12 protein-coding genes are annotated in these 15,758 nt (G+C 71.1%); 5 read left to right on the forward strand and 7 right to left on the reverse strand.

Annotated elements, in window-relative coordinates; all coding sequences use genetic code 11:
• Nucleotides 1-47 precede the first annotated feature (47 nt).
• A complete protein-coding gene (locus JMF97_RS14315; RefSeq protein ID WP_203222039.1) occupies nucleotides 48-1,388 on the forward strand; it encodes an MFS transporter in 1,341 nt (446 codons plus the stop codon).
• Between the two features lie 61 nt (nucleotides 1,389-1,449).
• Nucleotides 1,450-1,878 (forward strand): globin, encoded by a 429-nt coding sequence (locus tag JMF97_RS14320; protein ID WP_203222040.1) that lies wholly within the window; start codon nucleotides 1,450-1,452, stop codon nucleotides 1,876-1,878.
• Between the two features lie 24 nt (nucleotides 1,879-1,902).
• Here JMF97_RS14320 and JMF97_RS14325 read toward each other — a convergent pair whose 3' ends face one another.
• The 4 genes from JMF97_RS14325 to ettA form a co-directional block, all read right to left on the reverse strand.
• Nucleotides 1,903-2,487, reverse strand: a complete 585-nt coding sequence (locus JMF97_RS14325; protein ID WP_043721735.1) for a type III secretion system chaperone family protein — start codon at nucleotides 2,485-2,487, stop codon at nucleotides 1,903-1,905.
• A 131-nt stretch (nucleotides 2,488-2,618) separates the two neighbouring features.
• Nucleotides 2,619-3,341, reverse strand: coding sequence for a DUF8185 domain-containing protein (locus tag JMF97_RS14330; RefSeq protein WP_203222041.1), 723 nt, complete (start codon nucleotides 3,339-3,341; stop codon nucleotides 2,619-2,621).
• Nucleotides 3,338-3,784, reverse strand: coding sequence for an acyl-CoA thioesterase (locus JMF97_RS14335; RefSeq protein ID WP_013735485.1), 447 nt, complete (start codon nucleotides 3,782-3,784; stop codon nucleotides 3,338-3,340). The genes JMF97_RS14330 and JMF97_RS14335 overlap by 4 nt, the downstream gene beginning before the upstream one ends.
• A gap of 4 nt (nucleotides 3,785-3,788) precedes the next feature.
• On the reverse strand, nucleotides 3,789-5,465 hold the full coding sequence (gene ettA, locus JMF97_RS14340; RefSeq protein WP_203222042.1) for an energy-dependent translational throttle protein EttA: 1,677 nt from the start codon (nucleotides 5,463-5,465) through the stop codon (nucleotides 3,789-3,791).
• A gap of 333 nt (nucleotides 5,466-5,798) precedes the next feature.
• Here ettA and JMF97_RS14345 point away from each other — a divergent pair, with 333 nt between their 5' ends.
• The 3 genes from JMF97_RS14345 to JMF97_RS14355 all read left to right on the forward strand — a co-directional run bounded on the left by JMF97_RS14345 (nucleotide 5,799) and on the right by JMF97_RS14355 (nucleotide 11,802).
• A complete protein-coding gene (locus JMF97_RS14345) occupies nucleotides 5,799-7,199 on the forward strand; it encodes an alpha,alpha-trehalose-phosphate synthase (UDP-forming) (RefSeq protein WP_013735487.1) in 1,401 nt (466 codons plus the stop codon).
• Between the two features lie 23 nt (nucleotides 7,200-7,222).
• Nucleotides 7,223-9,802 carry a trehalose-phosphatase gene (gene otsB / locus JMF97_RS14350; protein WP_203222417.1) on the forward strand — a complete coding sequence of 860 codons (2,580 nt, stop codon included), beginning with the start codon at nucleotides 7,223-7,225 and terminating at the stop codon, nucleotides 9,800-9,802.
• A gap of 1,415 nt (nucleotides 9,803-11,217) precedes the next feature.
• Complete coding sequence (locus JMF97_RS14355) at nucleotides 11,218-11,802, forward strand: hypothetical protein (protein WP_203222043.1); 585 nt, start codon at nucleotides 11,218-11,220, stop codon at nucleotides 11,800-11,802.
• Nucleotides 11,803-12,306: 504 nt separating this feature from the next.
• On the opposite strand, the gene cobA is transcribed toward JMF97_RS14355, so the two are convergent.
• The 3 genes from cobA to cobC are packed head-to-tail and all read right to left on the reverse strand — an operon-like array spanning nucleotide 12,307 to nucleotide 15,739.
• A complete protein-coding gene (gene cobA / locus JMF97_RS14360) occupies nucleotides 12,307-13,548 on the reverse strand; it encodes a uroporphyrinogen-III C-methyltransferase (RefSeq protein WP_203222044.1) in 1,242 nt (413 codons plus the stop codon).
• Nucleotides 13,545-14,669 (reverse strand): nicotinate-nucleotide--dimethylbenzimidazole phosphoribosyltransferase, encoded by a 1,125-nt coding sequence (gene cobT / locus JMF97_RS14365; RefSeq protein WP_203222418.1) that lies wholly within the window; start codon nucleotides 14,667-14,669, stop codon nucleotides 13,545-13,547. Before cobT ends, cobA begins: the two co-directional genes overlap by 4 nt.
• Nucleotides 14,669-15,739 (reverse strand): Rv2231c family histidinol phosphate aminotransferase CobC, encoded by a 1,071-nt coding sequence (cobC, locus tag JMF97_RS14370; protein ID WP_203222045.1) that lies wholly within the window; start codon nucleotides 15,737-15,739, stop codon nucleotides 14,669-14,671. The genes cobT and cobC overlap by 1 nt, the downstream gene beginning before the upstream one ends.
• Between the last annotated feature and the right edge of the window lie 19 nt (nucleotides 15,740-15,758).

The raw sequence follows: 15,758 nt of genomic DNA on the forward strand, positions 1-15,758 counted from the left end.
CTCGGGGCCGGCCATCACGAGTGGCCTGTCACCGGCCGATGGAGGCGATGGTGTCGGACGAGCGGCCTCCTCCGGAAGGTCCGGCCACTTTCCGTGAGGTCTTCGCCCAGGGTGAGTATCGAGCCATCTTCCTGGCCAACACCCTGACCTGGATCGGTGACTACGTCGCCAAGGCAGCGGTCACCCTGCTCGTCTACAAGGAGACCGACTCCGTCGCGCTCTCGGCGGCTGCCTTCGCGGTCAGCTACCTGCCCTGGCTGATCGGCGGCCCACTGCTGGCCACGATCGCCGAACGGCACCGCTATCGCCAGATCATGGTGATCTGCGACCTCATCCGGATGGCCTTGATGCTGCTCATCGCCATCCCCGGGATGCCGGTGCCGCTGATCCTGGCCCTGCTGTTCGCCACCACCCTGGCCAATCCACCGAGCCAGGCGGCACGTTCCGCGCTGATGCCGCTGATCCTGCCCGGCGACCGACTCGTCGTCGGGCTCTCGATCAACGCCAGCGTCGGGCAGGCCGCCCAGGTCGTCGGCTACCTGCTCGGTGCGGCGGTGGCCACCGTGAACACCACCGCCGCGTTGCTGATGAACGCGACGGCCTTCGCCGTCTCGGCGGTGCTCGTCCGCTTCGGGACCCGGGACCGGGCACCGGCCATTGCCAGCGAGCAACGCCGTCACCTGCTCCGGGAAACCGCCGAGGGGTTCCGGCTGGTGTTCCGTACCCCGGTGCTGCGGGCCATCGCGATCCTCGTCTTCGGCGCGATGCTCTGCTCGATCGTGCCCGAAGGGTTGGCCGCGGCCTGGGCCAACGAACGCGCGGACGGCGGGATGAACGCGGGAATGGCGCAGGCACTGATCATGGCGTCGAGCCCGGTCGGGTTCATTCTCGGTGGGCTGATGATGGGCCGGGCGGTCGCGCCGTCGCGGCGCATCGCCCTGCTCCGGCCACTGGCGGTCATCGCCCCGTTGATGTTGGTCCCCTCGTTGCTCGACCCGCCACCGGCGGTGGTGGCGCTGCTCGCCGCCGCCTGCGGGTTCGCGGTCGCCGGCATCATGCCGGTGGCGAACGGCCTCTTCGTCCAGGCCCTGCCGCACGGTTACCGGGCCCGGGCGTTCGGCGTGATGGCCACCGGGGTCCAGGTCATCCAGGGTGCCGCGGTCCTGGCGACCGGCCTGCTCGCCGAGCACTACCCGATCCCGATCGTGGTCGGGCTGTGGAGTGCCGCCGGGGTGGTGCTGATGGCGTTCGTCGCCCGACGCTGGCCCGACGCGCAGACGGTGGAGGCCACGGTGGAGGCGGCACGGGCCTCCTCCGCCGGCTCGGCCACCCCGTCGGAGGAGCCGGGCCAGGGCAACGTCGACCGGCCACGGCACGCGGTGACCTGAACCACGGCGTCGGCAGGTCCCGGTACGCTCACCGGCCGGCAACGCCTGGCAGGATGGAAGGGTGAATCCCGCAGGTGAGTCCGAGCCCCGCGGCGGAGCCGTGACGCTGTACGACGCCGTCGGCGGCGAGCCCACGTTCCGCAAGCTGGTCGATGAGTTCTACGCCGGCATCGCCAGCGATCCGTTGCTGCGCCCCATGTACCCGGAGGAGGACCTGGGGCCGGCCGCCGATCGGATGCGGCTGTTCCTCATGCAGTACTGGGGCGGGCCGAACACGTACTCCGCCCAACGGGGGCACCCCCGGCTGCGGATGCGGCACGCACCCTTCCGGATCGGCGCGGCCGAACGCGACGCCTGGCTACGCCACATGCGCCGCGCGGTCGACAGCCTCGACCTGCCGGAGGCGACCGCCACCGAACTCTGGAACTACCTGGAGCGGGCGGCCTACTTCATGGTCAACACGATGGAGGACCCGGCCGCCTCGGGGTGACCCCCGCAGCGGCGCCGTCCCCCGTCAGAGCAGGGCGCCCTCGTCGTGCAGCCAGTCGACGAAGCTCGTGGCCACGGCCGCGCCGCAGTCGAGCAGCTCGACCAGGAGCGCGTCGTGGGCACCTGCGGCGAGCGGCACCTGCAGCTCGGCGTAGATCGGCAACTGCCCCCGTTCGGTGGCGTCGCCCACGTACGCCTTGCAGAAGCGGCGCGTGTGGTTCCACTCGTTGACCACCCGGTAGGCCCGGTCCGCCCAGTCCGGCGGCACGGTCGCGTGCGGGCGGGCCCGGAGCACCAGGATCTCGTCCTCGGGGCCCTCCAGGGTGACCAGCACGGCGTGCCGCTCCCACATGGCCAGCAGGTTGCCGTCGCCGTCGGCTAGGTAGCGCACGTCGAGCAGGTCCAACGCGTCGCAGATGCGGCGCAGGGTGACCGGTTCGACGGTGGCTGACATGTCGGCGATCAACGGGTGTTCCCCGCCCGGGCAGTCGTCCCCGGGTTGACGGGGCGTCGGCGGGCCGACTCTGACGGCCTCCTCCACCGTGACACTGCTTCGAGTTTCCGGGTCGCCGCCACTGGCGGGACCGGGGCGCCATGACCACCACGGCATCGCTCGCGCACCTCACTCCCCAGCGGATCCAGTTGCATACGGTGGGTGGGATCCGAGGATGGACGGTACCCGGACAGTCGGAGCGAAGCATCCCCCCAACGCCAGCCCCAAACCAGAAGGTTGACCCGAGGTCATACTTTCGGACGAGGGTCAAGCAGCCGCACGGCAAGATCCGTAGCCTTCTGCGACCACACAGCTCCGTACGGTCCCACCAGGGCGACCCAACGGCCAGCGATGCGTACCCGGACCTCGTCGGGGCCCGACGATCCGCCGGCCACCCCCAGGAAACCCATCCTGATCAGACCCTGCACCAGGCGCTGGGTCACCTCCACCGGACGGTCAGGTGCGTCGTCCGGCGTCACCACCACCGCGACATGGTCCAGCAGGGCGTCACGCAGCGTCCGCTGCCCCACCGCCCGGCCGGCGACGCCGTTCGCCGCCGCCTCACGCAGGGTGCCGGCGGCGGCCTCGGCGAGTCGGCGTACGTCCTCGCCCGGCAGGCTCTCCACCGGCCGGCTGGCCGCCGGCGGCAGCGGCCAGCGCCACTGGGCGTCACGCCGGGCGGGCAGCCCCGCCCGCCCCGCCGCCAGCTCGGCGAGCAACTGCCCGGCCGAGACGGTGACGTCCCCGGCGCCGGGGCCGGACACCGTCCGCACGGCCAGCACCCCCCACGGCAGACGCCCCCAGAGGGCCGTACGCCCCGGTGTGCCGGTCGGGCGTAGCCGCACCAGGGCCGCCGGTTCCAACCGGACCAGCCGGGCCAGGAAGGCCCCTGCGTCGGCGACCCCGTCGAGGCCGTGCCGCGACTCGGCGGTATCGGATCCCGGCCGGGGTGTGACGCCGCCCGCGCTCATGCCTCGCCACCGTCCGGGGCGTACCCGAGCAGGAAGGAGTGTTCCCGGTCGGTGAGCCGCCGGGGCACCTGCCGGGCCAGGTCGAACGGAACCAGCACCGACTGTGCCCGGCTGACCAGCAGCTCACCGTCGTACATCTCGTAGCTGACGGTGAAGGAGGCGGCGCGGATCCGCCCCACCCACATCTCGATCCGTACGGTCGGGGCCGCGTCGGCGGTGGCCCGCCCCAGGGCGTAGTCAACCGGGCGCAGGTAGTCGACCTCGTGCCGACGGATGACCACTCCGTCGGCGAACGAGTCGATGCCCTGCGCCCGCGCGCCGACGAACATCAACGCCACCCGGGCCTCCTCGTAGAGGGTGAGGAAGCGGGCGTTGTTGACGTGGCCGTACGCGTCCAGGTCGGACCACCGCAGGGTGCAGTGGTAGACAAACCGATCAGCCACGACGTCAGTCGCGGGTCAGCTTGCGGTAGGTCACCCGGTGCGGGCGGGCCGCCTCCGCGCCGAGCCGTTCGATCTTGTTCTTCTCGTACGCCTCGAAGTTGCCCTCGAACCAGAACCACTTGGCCGGGTTCTCGTCGTCGCCCTCCCAGGCCAGGATGTGCGTGGCGACCCGGTCCAGGAACATCCGGTCGTGGGAGATCACCACGGCGCAGCCGGGGAACTCCAGCAGCGCGTTCTCCAGGCTGGACAGGGTCTCCACGTCCAGGTCGTTGGTCGGCTCGTCGAGCAGGATCACGTTCCCGCCGATCTTCAGAGTCAACGCCAGGTTGAGCCGGTTGCGCTCGCCGCCGGAGAGCACCTTGGTCGGCTTCTGCTGGTCGGGGCCCTTGAACCCGAAGGCCGCGATGTACGCCCGCGACGGCATCTCGACCTTGCCCACCATGAGGTGGTCCAGCCCGTCGGAGACGACCTCCCAGACGGTCTTGTCGCCGTCGAGGCCCTGCCGGTTCTGGTCGACGTACGACAGCGAGACGGTTTCGCCGACCTTGACCGAGCCGCTGGTCGGCTGCTCCAACCCGACGATGGTCTTGAACAGCGTGGTCTTGCCGACGCCGTTCGGGCCGATGATGCCGACGATGCCGTTGCGCGGCAGCGAGAACGACAGGTTCTCGATCAGGATCCGGTCGCCGAAGCCCTTGGTCAGGTTGTGCGCCTCGATGACGGTGTTGCCCAGGCGCGGACCCGGCGGGATCTGGATCTCCTCGAAGTCCAGCTTGCGGGTCTTCTCCGCCTCGGCGGCCATCTCGTCGTACCGGTCGAGCCGGGCCTTGGACTTGGTCTGCCGCGCCTTGGCGTTCGAGCGGACCCACTCCAGTTCCTCGGAGAGGCGCTTCTTCATCTTGGCGTCGCGGCGCCCCTCGACGGAGAGCCGGGCGGCCTTCTTCTCCAGGTAGGTGGAGTAGTTGCCCTCGTACCCGATGGCCCGGCCGCGGTCCAGCTCCAGGATCCAGCCGGCCACGTTGTCCAGGAAGTACCGGTCGTGGGTGATCGCCAGGACGGTGCCCGCGTACTTGGCCAGGTGCTGCTCCAGCCACTGCACGCTCTCCGCGTCCAGGTGGTTGGTGGGCTCGTCGAGCAGCAGCAGGTCCGGCGCCTCCAGCAGCAGCTTGCACAGCGCCACCCGGCGGCGCTCACCACCGGAGAGGGTGGTCACGTCGGCGTCCGGCGGCGGGCAGCGCAGCGCGTCCATGGCCAGTTCGAGCTTCGAGTCGATGTCCCACGCGTCGGCGTTGTCCAACTCCTCCTGCAGCCGGCCCATCTCCTCCATCAGCTCGTCGGAGTAGTCCGTGGCCATCTGCTCGGCGATCGCGTTGAACCGCTCCAGCTTGGCCTTGGTCTCGGCGACCGCCTCCTCCACGTTGCCGAGGACGGTCTTCTCCTCGTTGAGCGGCGGCTCCTGGGCGAGCAGCCCCACGGTGTAGCCGGGCATGAGCCGGGCCTCGCCGTTGCTGGGCCGGTCGAGCCCTGCCATGATCTTGAGGAGGCTGGACTTACCAGCACCGTTCGGGCCGACCACACCGATCTTGGCCCCAGGCAGGAAGTTCAGCGTCACGTTGTCGAGCACGACCTTGTCGCCGTGCGCCTTGCGCGCCTTCTCCAGGACGTAGATGAACTGGGCCACGGTGCGGGCTACCTCCGTCAGGACTGAATCGTCGATTTGCGTGGTGCGGGGCAGGCGCGGGACGTGGGACGCGCCGTCACCCGCCGCCACGACCGTTGCCCGGCCGCGCGCACGCCATCGTCAATCCTGACAGGTCCGCCGGGCTCCGCCCACATCGCCCCGCCCGTCGGACCCGGTTGCGCGGAGGGCGGCCGACGGCCTGTCAACATGATCACGTGCAAGGTTCGGCCGGTCTGGGACGGGTACGTCACTCCGGCACTGAGCAACAGACGCCGCAGATACGCTCAGTACGCTCATCGCGGTGGACCCGTCAGCACCCGGAGGTGGCCGATCGTGACCGTCCGTAGCTCCTTTGTCGTTGTGGCAAACCGCCTACCGGTCGACGAGGTGAGCACACCCGAGGGCCGGCAGTGGCGGCGCAGCCCTGGCGGCCTGGTCACCGCCCTGCACCCCGTCCTCGCCGAGCATCAGGGCACCTGGGTCGGGTGGGCCGGTGGCACCGGCGCCGCTCCCGAGCCGTTCGACCTGGAGGGCATCCGACTGCACCCGGTGCCGTTGAGTGCCGAGGAACTCGAGCGCTACTACGAGGGCCAGTCCAACGCCACGATCTGGCCGCTCTATCACGACGCCGTGGAGACGCCCGCCTACAAGCGTCGCTGGCGGGAGGCGTACCGGCTGGTCAACGCCCGGTTCGCGGAGGCCGCCGCCGAGGTCGCGGCCGACGGGGCCACGGTCTGGGTCCAGGACTACCAGCTTCAACTGGTGCCGGCGATGCTCCGGGAACTGCGTCCCGACCTGCGGATCGGCTTCTTCCTGCACATCCCGTTCCCGCCGATCGAGCTGTTCATGCAGATGCCGTTCCGCACCGAGATCCTGCGCGGGCTGCTCGGCGCCGACCTGGTCGGGTTCCAGCAGCGGCTGGCCGCACAGAACTTCGTCCGGCTCGCCCGTCACCTGCTCGGCCTGCGCTACGAGGGGCAGATGATCCAGGTCGACGGGCGGCAGGTGAAGGCCGGCGCCTTCCCCATCTCGATCGACACCAAGGAGATGGAACGGCTGGCCGCGGACCCGGCGATCCAGGCGCGGGCCAAGGAGATCCGCGAGGAGTTGGGCAACCCGCGCACCATCATCCTCGGCGTCGACCGCCTCGACTACACCAAGGGCATCGAGTTGCGACTCAAGGCCTTCCGGGAGTTGTTGGCTGACGGAAAGTTGACAGTCCCCGACGCTGTTATGGTGCAGGTAGCCACGCCGAGCCGCGAACGCGTCGAGCACTACCAGGCACTTCGTGTCAAGGTCGAACGCGAGGTCGGTCGGATTAATGGCGAATTCGGCCGGGTCGGTGTGCCCGCCGTGCATTATCTGCATCAGTCGTACAGTCGGACCGAACTTGCTGCGATGTACGCCGCCGCCGACGTGATGATGGTGACCCCGCTGCGAGACGGTATGAATCTGGTGGCCAAGGAGTACGTCGCATCAAGGGCGGACCACGGGGGCGCACTCGTACTCAGTGAGTTCGCCGGCGCGGCCACCGAGCTGCGTCAGGCGTTCCTGTGCAACCCGCACGACCCGGACGCAGTCAAGGATGCCCTGCTCCGGGCCGTGCACGTGGAGAAGCCGGAGGCTCGTCGCCGTATGCGGACTATGCAACGCCATTTGCGCACCCATGACGTGGGGCACTGGGCGAAGTCCTTCCTCACCGAACTCGGTGTGCCTGACATGGAGGCGGCGTGAGCGCCCCCTCCAGTGAAATCATCATGCCCACGGCGGGCACGATGGACCGGGAGCTGGCCTCCGCCATCGGGCGGATCGCCCGGGTGCCCCAGCTGCTGATCGCCTGCGACTACGACGGCACGCTCGCGCCGATCGTCGAGGACCCGAGCAAGGCCGTACCCCTGCCGGAGTCCGTTGCCGCGGTGCGCGCCCTGGCCGCGCTGCCGCAGACCACCGTCGCGGTCGTCTCCGGCCGGGCGCTTCGTGACCTGGCCGCGCTCTCCCGGCTGCCCAGCGAGGTGCACCTGGTCGGCAGCCACGGCTCTGAATTCGACATCGGCTTCGTCGAACGGCTCTCCCCCGAGCTGATCGAGGTGCGCAAGCGACTGCGGGACGCGCTGCGCGAGATCGCCGCGGCCCACCCGGGCGTACGGCTGGAACGCAAGCCGGCGAGCGTCGCCGTACACACCCGGGGCGTCGAACCGCAGGTCGCCGCCGCCGCCATCGAGGCGGTCCGCAGCGGCCCCGCCACCTGGCCGGACGTCACCGTCACCCAGGGCAAGGAAGTCATCGAGCTGTCCGTGGTGGCCACCCACAAGGGCACCGCGGTCGACCAGTTGCGCACGCAGCTCTCGGCCAGCGCAGTCCTGTTCATCGGCGACGACGTCACCGACGAGAACGCCTTCGGCAACCTCAGCGGCCCGGACGTCGGCATCAAGATCGGCCCCGGCGAGACCAAGGCCGACCACCGGGTGGCCGAGCCGATCGAGGCCGCCCGGGTGCTCGGGCTGCTGCTGGAGACCCGCCGGCACTGGCTGTTCGGCGAGCGCGCGGTGCCGATCGAGCGGCACTCGATGCTGGCCAACGGGCGTACGGTCGCACTGCTCACGCCCGACGCCAAGGTGACCTGGCTGTGCAACCCCAAGCCCGACTCGGCGGCGATCTTCGCCGACCTGGTCGGTGGCAGCCCGGCCGGGCACTTCAGCGTCGCCCCGGAACGCGGCGGCATCCCGCTGGGCCAGCGCTACCGCTCGGGCACCATGACCGTGGAGACCCGCTGGTCGGGGCTGACCGTCACCGACTGGCTCGACAAGCCCGACCCGCGGACCACCCCCGACGGACCGGCGATCATCTCCGGCGACTCCACCCTGATCCGGGTGCTCACCGGCACCGGACGGGCCCGGCTGGAGTTCGCGCCCCGACCGGAGTTCGCGCAGGTCGCCGTGCAGCTCCAGCCGCTCGCCGACGGCCTGCTGGTGCTCGGCTCCAACGAGCCGATCGCGCTCTACTCCCCCGGTGTGCAGTGGGAGGTCGGCAACGACGGCGGCTACGAGAGCGCCAAGGCGGTGGTGGACCTGTCCGCCCTCGGCGGGCAGGTGGTGCTGGAGCTGCGCTTCGGCACGCACAGCCTGGAACACCACCGGCTGCCCATCCACGAGCGACAGGCCGCGGCGGAACGCCCCTGGAAGGACTGGGTGGCCTCACTGCGGCTGCCCACCACCGCCCGGGACCTGGTCGCCCGCAGCGCGTTGACGCTGCGCGGCCTCTGCCACGAGGCGACCGGCTCGATCCTGGCCGCCGCGACCACCTCGCTGCCGGAGGAACTCGGCGGCGTCCGCAACTGGGACTACCGCTACTGCTGGCTGCGCGACGCCGCGATGACCGCCCGCGCCCTGGTCGACCTGGGGTCGATCGCCGAGGCCGAGGCGTTCCTGCGCTGGGTCGACGGCTGTGTGGAGCGCACCGGCGGGCACCCCGAACGGCTGCACCCGCTCTACACCGTGGACGGCTACGAACTGGGTGCCGAGGCGGTCATCGACACCCTGCCCGGCTACGCCGGCTCCCGCCCCGTACGCGTCGGCAACCTCGCCAACCACCAGCTCCAGCTGGACGTCTTCGGCCCGATCGCCGACCTCATCGCCGCCACCGCCGACGTACGCGGCTCGGTGCGCGCCGAGGAGTGGCGGGTCCTGGAGAACATGGTCGAGGCGGTCCGCCGCCGCTGGCACGAGCCCGACCACGGCATCTGGGAGGCCCGCCTGCCACCCCGGCACCACATCTTCTCCAAGGTGATGTGCTGGATGACCGTGGACCGCGCCCTGCACGTGGTCCGCCAGCACGGTGGCGAGGACCGCCCCGAGTGGGTGGAACTGCGCGACCGGATCGGCGCCAACGTGCTGGAGTACGGCTGGCACGAGGAGGCCGAGGCGTACAGCGTCGCGTACGGCGACGAGGACATGGACGCCTCCTCGCTGTGGATCGGCCTGTCCGGTCTGCTGTCCGGGGACGACCCACGGTTCCTGTCCACCGTGCTGAAGATCGAGGCGGATCTGCGCAGCGGGCCGGTCGTCTACCGCTACCACTGGGACGACGGACTGCCCGGCCGGGAAGGCGGCTTCCACATCTGCACGGCGTGGCTGATCGAGGCGTACCTGCGCACCGGTCGGCGTACCGACGCCGAGGAGCTGTTCCTCCAGATGATCGACACCGCCGGCCCGACCGGCCTGCTGCCCGAGCAGTACGACCCGCTGGCCGAGCGCGGCCTGGGCAACCACCCGCAGGCGTACAGCCACCTCGGGGTGATCCGCTGCGCCCTGCTGCTGGACAACATGCTCAAGCAGTAACCCCGTCCCTCGTTTCTCAAGCGGCCGGAGACCAGGTGTCTCCGGCCGCTCACATCTCCCCATCCGCCCCTCGCCCCGGTCCGCGAGGCCCAGCGAGTCCCTGCCAGATCGCCACGTCGCACGCCCGGACGGGACGCCTGGGCGACTATCGGACAAACCACTCCGCAAGTGCGCGGCGTTGGGCTGGGAGGCCTCACCGTTACGCCGGAATGGCGGGGTTCAGGGCGGCGGGACACCGCCGTTACGGCGCAACGGAGTCGATCACCCCGTCCGGCCCCGCCCGGCCCGGTCCGGTCAGCGGGTCATCCGCCAGGACGGACGCCGACCGGCTGAGGCCATCCGCTCCGTGCGGCCCCGGTCACGCGGCCTGGGCCGCCGGAAACCCGACCAGCGAGGCGCGGCTGGTCCGCCCCAAACCGGCTAGCGAGGCCATCTGATTGCCCGACCCCCCTCAGTCAGCGAGGCCAACCGGGCTTAGCCGGGCCAACGGGGCAGGCCGGCGCAGACAGCGAGCCGGCGCAGACAGTGAACCGGCGCAGACAGTGAACCGCCGGGCTTAGCCAGGCCAACGGGGCAGTGGGCCAGCGCAAGCAGTGCGCCAGCGGGGCGGCGAGCCGGCGCGGACAGCCGGGCTTAGCCAGGGCCAGCGGGGCTTAGCCCCCGGACCAGCGGGCTTAGCCGGGCCAACCGCGCCAACGGGGCCAGCGGCCAGCGGGCCCAACGGGGCCGACGGGGCCAGTCAGCAGATACGCGCCGATCCTTCTGCTCAGCAAGGCCAGCGGGTTTGCCCAGATCGCCAGGTGGCCGGACCGGACCGAAAAGGATGTCCGGGCATCTACCGGGCATAACCCCGGGACTCTTCGCCGGGATGGCGGTGTGGCCGGGTCGCCCATCACCGTTACGCCGTAATGGCGGGGTCCACGGGGGCGGGATACCGCCATTACGGCGCAACGGAGTCGATCAGCCCTGGCGGGACCGAGTCATCCCGGACAACCAGGTCCCCGGGCGCTTGGGTCACGGGGGCCACCGCGATCACCTGGTCGGCGGGAATCCTGGATGCCTGCGGGTCGTTGAACACGTCTGAACGACCGAGGAAGGCGCCGGGCTTGAGCCTGGCGGGTGCGGGCCGGAATGTGGGGCCGCCGGTTGGCGTTATATCGGGTGGCTGACCAAGCAGGGCCCGCCCGTGACCGCCTGTGGTCGGGTGTGATCCGCCCTCCGGGAATCACCGCCCTCGGTCAGTGGTTGTACATGGTCCCGGCGCCGCGAAGGGGTCCCCGCCCCGCGATGTGCTTGATGGGTTCCCCCGCCCCGCGAGTGAGCGCCGGTGAACCTTCCCCCCTTTTCAGCGCCTGACGGCGTTCGCATGCACCCGTCCCCCGAGGTGTGTGTCTACCCCCGAATGGAGCTTCGTCATGAACTCGATCTTCCGTAAGAGCATGCTCGGTGTTGCTGGTCTGGCTTTCGCCGGTGGCGTGTTCGCCGGCCCGGTGGCCGCCCACGCCGACACTCCGGTGAAGACCACCCCCGTCGCCACGGTGCAGGCGGAGAAGCCGGATGCGGGCAGGTTGATCCCGCATGGTGTGCAGGGCAGTCAGTCGCGTATCGATCTGAACGATGAGCAGGTCGCGAACACGAAGGCGATCATCGCGGCGACGAAGAAGGCTGGTATGGACGAGCGTGCCGCGGTGGTGTCGATCGCGACCGCGTTGCAGGAGTCGAAGTTGGAGAACCTTGGCCATCTCGGTGACCGTAACGACCACGACTCGCAGGGCTTGTTCCAGCAGCGTCCGTCCAGTGGTTGGGGCACGGTGGAGCAGATCACCGACCCCGAGTACTCGACCACCGCGTTCCTGAAGGGCCTCAAGCAGGTTGACGGCTGGAAGGACATGCCGCTGACCAAGGCCGCGCAGACGGTGCAGGTGTCGGCGTACCCGGACCACTACGCCCAGTGGGAACAGCAGGCCGCTGACCTGGTCGCCAAGTACTGGAACAGCTGACCGCCAGCACCAGACAAACCCGGAACGGCTGCCCAGCACCGGAGCTGACCGGCACCACAACAGCTAACCGACACTGAAACAGTTGACCGCTAGACATTCCTCCGCAGGGGGAGCAAGAAACCGTTTGGCCGGCACCCGGAACCAGGGTGCCGGCCAAACGGCGTCTACACCCATCCGCGAGCCCAACACCCACAAGTCCGACGACACTGACAAGCGCCGCCATCAAGCGACGACACTGACGAGCACCATCGTCAAGCAAGAGCGGCCCCGCTTGTCCGCCGCAGCCGCCAAGGTGCCGTGCCCTCTTGTTTCGAGGCGCGGGTGGTGTGCCGAGGACGCCTACAAGGCCGTCACATGCCCGACGGGATGGACGAAGGCCGACCGGGTCGGGCTGGGGCGACCGTGCCCGGCGTAGGGATCAAGCCTGACCGCCCGAAGCCGGGCACGGTCGCCCCAGCCCGACCCGCAACCACCCCCAAACCGAAGCACGGTCAAAGCAAGGCATCAAAGGCTGGGAAGAACCCCGACCACATCCCCCACCACCACAACCGCCGGCGGACGTACCCCCGCAGCCGCCACATCCCCGGCCACCTCACCCAGCGTGGAACGGAGGATCCGCTGCGCCCCGGTGGTGGCCTCCTGGACTACAGCCGCAGGAGTGTCCGCAGGTCGACCGTGCTCAAGCAGGGTGGCAGTGATCGCCGGCAGGTTCTTCAGCCCCATCAGGATCACCAGTGTGCCGCGCAGCGCCGCCAGCGCGTCCCAGCGCACCAGCGAGGCCGCCGAGTCGGGTGCGACGTGGCCGGAGACCACGGTGAACTCGTGCGCCACCGCTCGATGGGTGACCGGGATACCAGCTGCCGCCGGGGCGGCTATGGAGCTGGTGACGCCGGGCACCACGGTCACCGGTACGCCGGCTGCCGCGCAGGCCAGCAGCTCTTCGCCGCCGCGCCCGAAGACGTACGGGTCACCGCCCTTGAGGCGGACCACGAAGGCACCGGCCAGCGCACGGTCGACCAGGATGCGGTTGATCTCCTCCTGGGTGCGGGCCGGGCCGTACGGGATCTTCGAGGCGTCCACCAGTTCCACGCCGGTACGCAGTTCGTCGAGGAGCAGGCCGGGCACCAGCCGGTCGGCGACCACCACGTCGGCTTCGGTGAGCAGCCGCCAACCACGGACTGTGATCAGCTCCGGGTCGCCCGGCCCGGCACCCACCAGGGCGACTCGGCCGGTTGAGCCGGTCGGAGTGTTAACAGGGGTCCCCTGCTCTACCGAATCCGTTAACAGGGGGCCCTTCCTTTCATGCAGGAGGGTGCGGACGGCGTCGCGGACGGTCATCGCGCGGCGGGGGTCGCCGCCGCCGAGGACGGCCACGGTGACCGGGCCGTGCCGGGTCACCGCCGGGGTCCAGGCGGTCGCCGCCTCGCGATCGTCGGCGCGTACGCAGAAGATGCGGCGCTGTGCGGCGGCGGCGCTGACGGTGGCGGCGGCGTCCGGGTCATCGATCGCGACGTGGACGAGCCAGGCGTCGTCCAGGTCGTCGGGGGCGAACCGGCGGGGTATCCAGTGCAGTCGGTCGGCGTCGGCGTGGGCCTGTAGCGCCGGGCTGATCTCCGGGGCCACCAGCAGGACGTCCGCGCCCGCGTCGAGCAGCGCCGGTACCCGCCGGGTGGCCACGGCTCCCCCGCCCACCACGACGACCCGCCGGCCGGCCAGCCGGAGTCCGAGAGGGTACGGGCTGCTCACTTCTCCGCCACCCCGGCGGAGTCGAAGGTGGCCACCTCGTGCAGCACCCGGACGGCGCCGGTGACCACGGGCAGGGCGAGCAGCGCGCCGGTGCCCTCGCCGAGCCGCAGGCCCAGGTCGATCAGCGGGGTGAGGCCGAGTTGCCGCAGCGCCACGGTGGCACCCGGCTCGGCGGAGCGGTGACCGGCGATCATGGCGCCGACCGCGTCGGGGGCGAGGGCCGCGGCGGCCAGCGCGGCGGAGACCGCGATCACCCCGTCCAACAGCACCGGTACGCGACGCGCGGCGGCGCCGAGCAGCAGCCCGGTCAGCGCGGCGTGTTCCAGTCCGCCCACGGCGGCCAGCACCCCGAGCGGGTCTGTCGGGTCGGGTGTGTGGCGCAGCAGCGCGGCCCGGACAACCTCGATCTTGTGCTGGTAGGTCGGGTCGTCCACGCCGGTGCCCCGGCCGGTCGCCTCGGCGGCGTCGACTCCGGTGAACGCGGCGATCAGCGCGGCGGCCGGGGTGGTGTTGGCGATCCCCATGTCGCCGGTGACCAGCAGGGCCGCCCCGCCGTCGATCAGTTCCCCGGCGATGCGGATGCCGACCTCGACGGCGGACCTCGCCTCGTCACGGGTGAGCGCGGCGGTGACTGTCATGTCCCGGGTACCTCGCCGAACGTTGGCGTCGACCAGCCGCGGCACATCGACGCGGCCGTGACCACTGACCCCACCCCGTGCAGCGACGCGAGCGTCGCCCGCCGGTGAATGGTCGTCGGGGGTGGGCAGGGGGGTGGCCACGCCGACGTCGACCACGGTCACCGTGGCGCCGGCCTGCCGGGCGAAGGCGTTGACCACCGCGCCGCCGGCCAGGAAGTTGCCGACCATCTGGACGGTGACCTCCTGCGGCCAGGGGGTCACCCGCTGGGCGTGTACGCCGTGGTCACCGGCGAAGATGGCCACGGCCGCCGGGCTCGGCAGTGGTGGTGGGCAGGTGCCGGCCAGGCCGGCGAGGCGTACGGACAGCTCCTCCAGGAGGCCGAGCGAGCCGGCGGGCTTGGTCAGCCGGGTCTGCAACTGCCGCGCCGTGCTCATCGCCGCTTCGTCGAGCGGGCCGATCGCCGCGATCGTGGTCTCCAGCATCATGCCTCCAGAATCTCCGCCAACACCTTGATGAACGCATCGGTGCAGGCCCGGTCCCGCACCGCGATCCGCAGCCAGTCCGGGCCGAGGCCGGGGAAGGTGTCGCCGCGGCGTACCGCCCAACCAAGCTCGCGTAGCGCGGCGCGGATCCGGTCCGCGCCCGGTCGGTGGATCAGGACGAACGCGCTGGCCGGACGCCCGACGACGCGTACCCCGGGCAGGGCCGACAGGCCGGTGACCAGGTGGTCGCGGTCGGCGGCGAGTTGCGCGGCGATGGCGCGCTCGGCCTGCACCGCGGTGGGGCCGGCGCAGGCGGTCGCGGCGGCGAGGGCCGGCGTGGAGACCGCCCAGAGGGGCTGTACGGCCGCCAGCCGGTGCAGCAGTTCCGCCTCGCCGAGCAGGTAGCCGATCCGCAGTCCGGCCAGCCCCCAGGTCTTGGTGAGGCTGCGGACGACCACCAGTCCGGGCAGGTCCCGACGGGCCGCCAGGGATTCGGGCTCGCCGGGGTGTCCAGGGGCGGCGGTGGTGTCGGCGAACGCCTCGTCGACCACGAGCACGCGTCCCGGCCGGGCCAGGGTGGCCAGGTCGGCGGCGGGATGCAGCACGGAGGTGGGGTTGGTCGGGTTGCCGATCATGACCAGGTCGGCGTCGGCGGGGATCGCGTCCGGGTGCAGGCGGAAGTCGTCCGCGGGGTCGAGCAGTACCCGCTGCACCTGGTGCCCGGCCGCCCGCAGCGCGGCCTCCGGCTCGGTGAACTGCGGGTGCACCACCACCGGTCGGCGGATGCCGCGCAGCGCCTGGGCGAGCAGCACGAACCCTTCGGCGGCACCGGCGGTCAGCAGCACCTCGGCCGGTGGTCGACCGTGTCGGGCGGCGACGGCGGCTCGCGCGTGTGCCGGGTCCGGGTACGCGGCCAGGTCGGCGAGCGACGCCGTGATCGGTTCGGCCAGCCAGCCCGGCATCGGCGCACGCCGTACGTTGACGGCGAGGTCGACCAGCCCCGCGCCCACCTCCGCGTCACCGTGATGGGTGAGGTCCGGCTCGGTGGCCAGGGTCAGCGGTGCGTGCATGTCCGCGATCCTGCCGGGA

The organism is Micromonospora fiedleri, assembly GCF_016774385.1.
Taxonomy (GTDB): Bacteria; Actinomycetota; Actinomycetes; order Mycobacteriales; family Micromonosporaceae; genus Micromonospora; species Micromonospora gifhornensis.

Bases quoted from the DNA above. Each gene is read 5' to 3' on its own strand.
- JMF97_RS14325 (WP_043721735.1), bottom strand. From the start codon at position 2,487: ATGCCGTGGTGGTCATGGCGCCCCGGTCCCGCCAGTGGCGGCGACCCG.
- JMF97_RS14315 (WP_203222039.1), top strand. From the start codon at position 48: ATGGTGTCGGACGAGCGGCCTCCTCCGGAAGGTCCGGCCACTTTCCGT.
- otsB (WP_203222417.1), top strand. From the start codon at position 7,223: ATGCCCACGGCGGGCACGATGGACCGGGAGCTGGCCTCCGCCATCGGG.
- JMF97_RS14355 (WP_203222043.1), top strand. From the start codon at position 11,218: ATGAACTCGATCTTCCGTAAGAGCATGCTCGGTGTTGCTGGTCTGGCT.
- cobC (WP_203222045.1), bottom strand. From the start codon at position 15,739: ATGCACGCACCGCTGACCCTGGCCACCGAGCCGGACCTCACCCATCAC.
- cobT (WP_203222418.1), bottom strand. From the start codon at position 14,669: ATGCTGGAGACCACGATCGCGGCGATCGGCCCGCTCGACGAAGCGGCG.
- JMF97_RS14330 (WP_203222041.1), bottom strand. From the start codon at position 3,341: ATGAGCGCGGGCGGCGTCACACCCCGGCCGGGATCCGATACCGCCGAG.